We start from the raw sequence: 6,943 nt of genomic DNA on the forward strand, positions 1-6,943 counted from the left end.
GATTACAAATTAGAAAATTATATCCTAAAGTTAACAGCAATTGCTATGCCGAACACTATTGGTGTAAACGGGCCAAAGTACAAGCGCGACAAAAAGTAATGTGCAGGTTTTAAGTTTGTGTGAGGGGGCAACCAGTATGGCGGTAGCGAGAAGAAGCATAGAAACAATACCGTAGCCGATGGCTAAGATGGAAATTGACACTGGCGGAAAAGCACAAACGCCAGGAGACGAACGCCACCAGTCCTCTGGACAGACCAGCCGACCCCAAAGCGTTAGTTGATGCTCAATGATTACCCAGCCCATAGTGGCAACGCCAAAGCATAAAACTACAAAAGCTACCCAACAAACGGCGGTAGCGGGGCTTATTGGATATTTATGCATAACGTTCGAGCTAAGCGAGGGGTTAGGCCGCACTCGGCGCCTGCTGGCGTGGACGCTGCCCGCTATCCAATGCCGCTATGGGCCAACGCAAAGGTTGGGCACAGTGAGGCGCGTGAAGAGATGCGGCGACGCCACGGCTGAGGACGGATAGTGGCTCAGTGCATCCGTGAACTCTGGGTGCGTGAACGCAGCCCGAAAGTGTGCGACTGACTCCCAAAGAGCGTAGTTCATGAAGACGTTACTTCCGGCGATTCCCTGATGCAACTGGGTAGAGATGTAGCCAGGTTGCTTCTTCATCCAATTCGCGTCCGCTTCCCACGCTTTCATCAGCGCAGGGATATCCGATTCAGCCACATGAAAGATATTGACCAGAATAACCGGTGAGACTTCGCTACTGATCTGCTGGAAGATCGGCACGTTTTCGTCAAGTGGCTTGAGTTGAAGCACGGTAGCTCTCCTTGGGGTTGAGTTCAGGTTGACAAGGGAAGAAAAGTGTTCTGTGCGGCCTAACGGGCGCGAGTTGAGCATCACCCTGCGTGCGGGGAACGAAAGCCGCCAGGCTTGAGGACCTCCCAGCAGGGCGACGAAGTCGTCCCGAAGGGATGACGCTCGAACGAGAGTTCGACGGCGCACAGCGCCGACTAAAGCTGTCCAGCGAACGAATGTGAGCGGCCTTGAGCGACTTGTTATGTGTTTTTGCAGGATTCATATTTTGGCCATAAATTTTCTGCTGCCCACTTGGTTTCCGCTGTTTCAGTTTGCATATTAGCTTCGCTGCTTGTGTCAATTTGAAGGTAGCCGACGCAAGCTTTTCCTCGATTTATAGACACCTTAGCCAATTGGAAGCTATAAAAGGGGTCTGAAGTCCAACGGGACGAAAACGTACGCTAAGGAAAAACTGGCGACTCTAACTGTCTACAAAATCGATTTGTAGACAGTATTGTCTACAAATATCTAAAAAACGATTTAGGAAATACCCTATCTGGACCAAAATTATGGTGTCTACAAACTCTAAACATATTAGACACCTACGGCTTAGCGTACATTTTCGTCCCGTTGATGTCGTGGTTGCAACCCAACGGGGCCGATAGGGATGACGTGTCGAATCACCAGCCGGGTGTCCTCCACGAGGATGCGATCCACGACCAGTTGTAGCACTTTTTGTTTCACGGCAAAAGTAGGGTTCGCCAGTGCCTCGTGAATGCTGGTGCAGAACCCCTCCAGCCCCTGCAGGAGCCGGAGTTCCTGTTCCCGGGCCTGGCGTTGCTGGTGGAGTTCCCGCAGGCGGTTCGTCAAGACATGGTTGTACTCTTCGGCGCGCCGACGGCGGTCCTGCAACTCGGTCAGCGCGATGGCTCCGATCTGGTAGGCATCAATGAGCCGTTGCACTTCCCGTTCGATCCCCTGTACTTGGCGCTCGATTCGGACGTGTTCGCGCTCGTCGCTTCCGACGAGCGCCGGATCGCCTCGGCTTTCCTGGTAGCGTGCCCGGAGCAGGTCGGGCTCGGCGAGCAAGCCTTTGAGGTGGTCCCACACCTGGCTTTCGACGAGCGCAGCGGAGACGCTGCGACCCTCGCAACTCCACGGCGCCGAACGCGGATAGCGCGCCGAGCAGATATAGCGGCCGTGCGAGAGGGCTGTCCAGGTGCCGATCAGCCGTCGACCGCAGCGTCCGCAGATCAGCAGGCCGCGTAACAGAGACTCATGCTGGGTGTTGCGGGCGGCGCGGGCGCGGTTGGATGCCCGTTGTTCCTGAGCCATCCGCCAGAGTTCCGCGTCGATCAGCGCCGGCACCCGTACCGGGATCCAGTCTTCCTGGGGACGGCGGGTCCGACTGCGTCGATTGCCGGGGCGCAGGTCCTTGAGGCCCGTCTGCAGCCGCGGACGTCGTGCGTCGGCCACCTGGGTCTGGTTGTACCAAGCCTCGCCTTTATAGACCGGGCTGCGCAGGATGTGGATGACGCTGCTTTGGGCCCAGCCTTGGCGATTGGAACCCCGGGTCGGTAGGCCCTGCTCGGTCAGGCGTTGCTGAATGGCGTAGGAACTGAGTTGCTCCTCCACCAACCAGCGATACATCTGCTGTACGATCGCGGCTTCGCCCGGGTCGACGACCAACTGCGACGGGGTCGGGTCCGTTTTGCGTAAGTACCGATAGCCATAGGGCGGATTGCCGCCCCAGTTGACCCGGCCCTGGCGGGCCGCAAACAACCGGCCCCGGCGCGTCCGTTCGGCCATCAGCGCCCGTTCGTATTCTGCAAACACGCCCTGGACCTGGAGCAGCATTTGCTCTTCCGGACTCTCGCCGAAGGCGTGGTTGAGAAAGATGACCGCGCAGCCGGCGCGCGTTAACTCCTCAATGATCACCACCTGATAGGCATAGTGACGGGCCAGCCGATCCGGCGCGTAGACCAGGACCGCCGCCACGTCGCGGAGTCGCTCCAAGCCCGGGCGATCCAGGCGGGCCCCGCTGTAGCCTTCATCCACGAAGACCAGCTCGGCGGTCAGCACGTAACCTCGCGCGGCCACCGCGTGATACAAGGTGTCCAGTTGGCTGACCACCGTTTGCTCCTGTTCCTGTTTCTCCGAGGATACCCGGGCATAGATGGCCGCTAACGGCCGGCCCTCAACCGGTACAACGGGTCGATCACCGGTGGGACATCCAGCGTGGGCAGGGTCTCTACCCCCGCTGAGGACATTCGGTGACGTGGGTTCACCGGTGAGTGATAGAGCAGGTCGAGCGCCTGCCACACTCGTTGCTTGGCGTTCCAACAGGAGATTCGCTCCCCGACACAATCCAACATGGGTGTCGGGTGCGCGGCGCGCGCCCGACACGGTTTCGTAGCTTTGGCTGGCATACGCCTCTCCTCATCGCGCGTGCGCGTTCTGGGCAGAATGCGCCTGCGCCTCAGGAGCGATCAATCGGGAGAACGGGGCTGGCACCCGCCAGAGCGCGGAGATCGCGCCCGGGGCCACGGGAGCGCCACAGGGGTTGAATCACGTCAAAAGTCAACTGAGTTTGGGTTGTAACCACGACGTCTTGGACTTCAAACCCCTATCCACTCCCGGTACGGGCGCTGAAGCCGTTCAGTTTCCGAGGAGGCAGGGCGTAGAATACGGTCCCCGTTTATGGGAGATTCCTGCATAACCGGTTGAAACGAGGCGGCATCCTGCTAGGGGAAACTGCGTGGGATGCCGTCGAGGGAGACTGTACCGAACAGGAGCTGAGTTATTCTGGGCGCTTCATGCCTCGCCTACGGGGCTGCGATCCAAAAACACCAAAGCGACTCGGGGCGATGGAGCGGGCTGAGCAGACGGAGGGGCAATCTCGCGTTCTGCCTCCAACCAATCTTCGAGAGAGCAACCGCCCTGAAAACCCCGGCGTTTGGCTCGGTAGTACGCGGCCTCAGCAATCCAAGCGTATCGCTCGGCAACAGGAACCTGCACTTCGGTAAGCGGAGAGGTCGACATCGAGTAGAACTCCAGAAATCGTGAAGGAAGTTCCAATAATGCTACCCAATGGAAGAGCCGATTGGCTACCCGGCTGGAACGGCTGGGTGGGCTGAGCATGACCGAGGAAGATCAGAGTAGTCCAAGTGACGGGCGGTTTTTACGTTTCGACGACCCCCTCCAGAATTCACGTGGGTTAGACTGTGACAACTGTGGATATTAGGAATGGCCCCTTTTGCCTTAGAGCCGGCTTCTACTTCTGATCCGAGAATGACCACCAGAAGTTGCCCCCCGTCCCCGGAGTTGGAACATCAATTCGCATCGACCAATTAATTTCCCGGATGATCTTGAGGGTCGTCCGATCCTGTATGAAGGTCTTAAAATCAAAATAGCCGGTTCTTCCCCGCGCTGCACCCATGTAGAGCGACTGTCCGGCGGCAACTTTGTAAAATCCAGGCTTGTCTTCGAAGGTCGCCACCCTCCCCGCGCGATCCCACTCACCGAACCCGACCGGCGACAGCTTTTCCCCATCCCACCAATGCCATGCTCCGGGTTCGCCATCCGGCACAAAGTCGTTCCAGACATCGTTGCCGGCATTACCCGCGATCTCCGAACGGCCCCTCTTCATCTGTCCGACCATACAATCGGCTTTCGAACTACCCTCTTCCAGTTCGAGTCTGAATTTCACGGGCAACCTTATGGTCGAGGATCTCCATCTTGTCCACGGCCAACTGATATCCCAATTCGACCAAGTCGCGGTGAAACTCTTTGCTCTGCATTCAGTCATGGTCCTACCCCTGCTTATTGTCCCATCGATAGTGACCTGGTGACGGAGCCTGTCGCCGGAGCTATAGCGCCACACACGCTCTTCAACTTCGCGAGACTGCTATCCACCAGCGCCGGTCGCAAAACGAGGCCCGCGACAACTATTTGCTGCTCACTCACTTCCCTCCAAAGATCTTGCCGTACTTCTCGAAGAAAACCTTCACAGGGTTAAACGGACACGAGACGTTGGAAAGATTCTTCGCAAACACCAAGTCCTCCTCAAACATCTGGTGGATGTAGTCCTTGTGGTTGCCCGTACTGAGAAACGTCGCCGAGTCAGAGAGAGCGGCAAACAGGGGTGGGGAATTGGCCCCGTGGTCGGATCGCAGCCCCGGTCGCCGTCGCTCAGACCGGTAGAGGTTGGAGATGAGGATAGCGACAAACTCCTCGCGGGTGTCGTAGGCCGGGTTGTCCGAGACCCCGGAACACTGCATCTGACCCCGCATCTGCCGCAATCCGTGGCCCATCTCGTGGAGAAGGATTTCGTCGGCCTCGGCTCCAGGCGCGACGGCCCCTCCGCCGGGGGGGGGAACCCACATCAGGGCGTTGAAGCGAATCTCTGTATCGCTCCCACCGCCCCGGCCCAAGTAGGGCTGGCCTTGCGGATCAGTGAGGACGCTCGCTGAGCGGACCGTCCCTGTGGGATTGCTGCTGCAAGCCAGGATACGCTTACCTTGTGGCGTAGCCTTGTCCAGCTCAACCGGTGCAGCGAAAGCGTTCTGCTCGAAGGAAAAGTTGGCATCAAATTTATTGAATGGCTTGATGGTCATTTTCTTGCCATTCTGTTGGCCTATCGTATAGATGGCGGCGAATACCGCCCACGCGCTCCAAGACGAACGGCGGAGTTGTTCCAACAGCGCGACGGTATCCTTTTCAAAGTTGGCGGCAGCGGTCTTGACTTCCTCTTTGATAAAATCTGGGGAAGCAGAAAGTGCCGATGAACTGAGCAATTCATCCGCATCCACGAGGATGTTTTGACACTGGGGGTACTTGGTCACAGGAAACGCCTCCAAGTAAAAGACGGAAAGGGCAATGAAAATTGCAATGAACACTGGCGCTCATTGTGACTATAGTGATAAGCCACGGTTCCTGGTATCCGGCTTCGTGCCTACTTCTGAGGTAGATCGTGCCCCTCTCTGGGTTTTTCGGGCTTGATCCCGCATAGCCAATCTTGATGCTTCCGCTCTGCAATCCATCCGATTACCCGGATTCCCCCTAGCCCAAGGCGAACTCGCTATCACATCTTATCCCTGCAAGGCCCGGTAAAGCGTCCGCCGCGACACCTTGAGTGAGTGAGCAACTCGGTCATGGGGTTCCCCTTGGGCCAGTAGCTGCCGGGCATGGGTAATCTGTTGCTGCGAGAGCAGGGACTTGCGGCCCATCTTCACTCCCCGCGCCATGGCGGCTACTCGACCGGCCTGAGTCCGTTCCTGAATCAAGGAGCGTTCCAGTTCCGCCAGAATGCCCACCATTTGCCACATCGCCCGGCCTGTGGGCGTGGTGGTATCCACCGCTTCGGTCAGGGAACGCCACCCCCCGCGCTTTCAAATCATCCAACAGGCTAATCAAGTCCCGCAGCGACCGGCCCAAGCGATCCAGTTTCCAGACGGTGAGGGTGTCGCCCGCGTTGAGAGATTTCAGACACTTCATCAGCTCCGGTCGCCGGACATGCGCCCCCGTAGCCGTATCGGTGAACAGCCGAGTACAGCCGGCCTGCTTTAAGGCCGTCCGTTGGAGATCGGGGTTTTGATCCCCCGTGGAAACACGGGCGTAGCCGATGTGCATAACCCCTATTCTGTCCTGGATGAGGGCATCGTATTTCGCATCATCTGCTGAAGGTCTTTGGTCAGCACAAACAGATGCAGCGGATCCGTAGGCGACGGGATGAAACCAAAATGGTCGTAGAACGCCCGTGCGGTCTCGTCTTTGGCATGAGCCGCTAACGCACGAATCCCGCCAATCGCCGCCGCCTGCACGGTGCGGCGCATCGCATCCTTCAGCAAGCCCGCTCCAGCGCCTTGGCCTTGCCACATCTGGCTGACGGCCAGCCGCGCCAGCAGCATCAGCGGCACCGGATGACGGGCCAGTCCTTTTTTCAGGCGTTCGGGGGCCTCGTCATACGCGACTTCACTAACCACAAGCGTATAAAACCCGATGAGGCGACTCTCGGCTAAGCCCACATAGGTTTGTGAGGCGTTGGCCTGCTGGTTCGGAAAGGCGAAGCGGGCCAAAAACCGATTGAGCGCCTCCTCCCCACAGTCGAAATCCTCGACCGGATGGTGTCGCGCCA

At 58.0% G+C, this 6,943-nt stretch carries 7 protein-coding genes and 1 pseudogene; all 8 read right to left on the minus strand.

What is annotated here, in order from left to right; genetic code table 11:
* Window positions 1-456: 456 nt before the first annotated feature.
* Entirely contained in the window at window positions 457-828 is a 372-nt protein-coding gene (locus BN874_RS10495) for an antibiotic biosynthesis monooxygenase family protein (protein ID WP_034432951.1), read from the minus strand.
* A gap of 588 nt (window positions 829-1,416) precedes the next feature.
* Window positions 1,417-2,985, minus strand: a complete 1,569-nt coding sequence (locus tag BN874_RS10500) for a recombinase family protein (protein WP_268258828.1) — start codon at window positions 2,983-2,985, stop codon at window positions 1,417-1,419.
* A 5-nt stretch (window positions 2,986-2,990) separates the two neighbouring features.
* A complete protein-coding gene (locus tag BN874_RS25620) occupies window positions 2,991-3,236 on the minus strand; it encodes a hypothetical protein (RefSeq protein ID WP_230314399.1) in 246 nt (81 codons plus the stop codon).
* A gap of 385 nt (window positions 3,237-3,621) precedes the next feature.
* Window positions 3,622-3,849, minus strand: coding sequence for a DUF2934 domain-containing protein (locus BN874_RS23540; RefSeq protein WP_230314400.1), 228 nt, complete (start codon window positions 3,847-3,849; stop codon window positions 3,622-3,624).
* A 232-nt stretch (window positions 3,850-4,081) separates the two neighbouring features.
* A complete protein-coding gene (locus BN874_RS10505) occupies window positions 4,082-4,516 on the minus strand; it encodes a hypothetical protein (RefSeq protein WP_154724862.1) in 435 nt (144 codons plus the stop codon).
* A 253-nt stretch (window positions 4,517-4,769) separates the two neighbouring features.
* Window positions 4,770-5,651, minus strand: a complete 882-nt coding sequence (locus BN874_RS10510) for a M91 family zinc metallopeptidase (RefSeq protein WP_195912165.1) — start codon at window positions 5,649-5,651, stop codon at window positions 4,770-4,772.
* A 246-nt stretch (window positions 5,652-5,897) separates the two neighbouring features.
* Window positions 5,898-6,438, minus strand: a pseudogene (locus BN874_RS26280) (recombinase family protein).
* 5 nt (window positions 6,439-6,443) lie between these two features.
* The coding region (locus BN874_RS10520; RefSeq protein WP_034432958.1) for a GNAT family N-acetyltransferase at window positions 6,444-6,943 on the minus strand (500 nt) is incomplete at its 5' end.

Source organism: Candidatus Contendobacter odensis Run_B_J11 (assembly GCF_000531125.1).
Lineage (GTDB): Bacteria > Pseudomonadota > Gammaproteobacteria > Competibacterales > Competibacteraceae > Contendibacter > Contendibacter odensensis.

Bases quoted from the DNA above. Each gene is read 5' to 3' on its own strand.
- BN874_RS23540 (WP_230314400.1), bottom strand. From the start codon at position 3,849: ATGTCGACCTCTCCGCTTACCGAAGTGCAGGTTCCTGTTGCCGAGCGA.
- BN874_RS25620 (WP_230314399.1), bottom strand. From the start codon at position 3,236: ATGCCAGCCAAAGCTACGAAACCGTGTCGGGCGCGCGCCGCGCACCCG.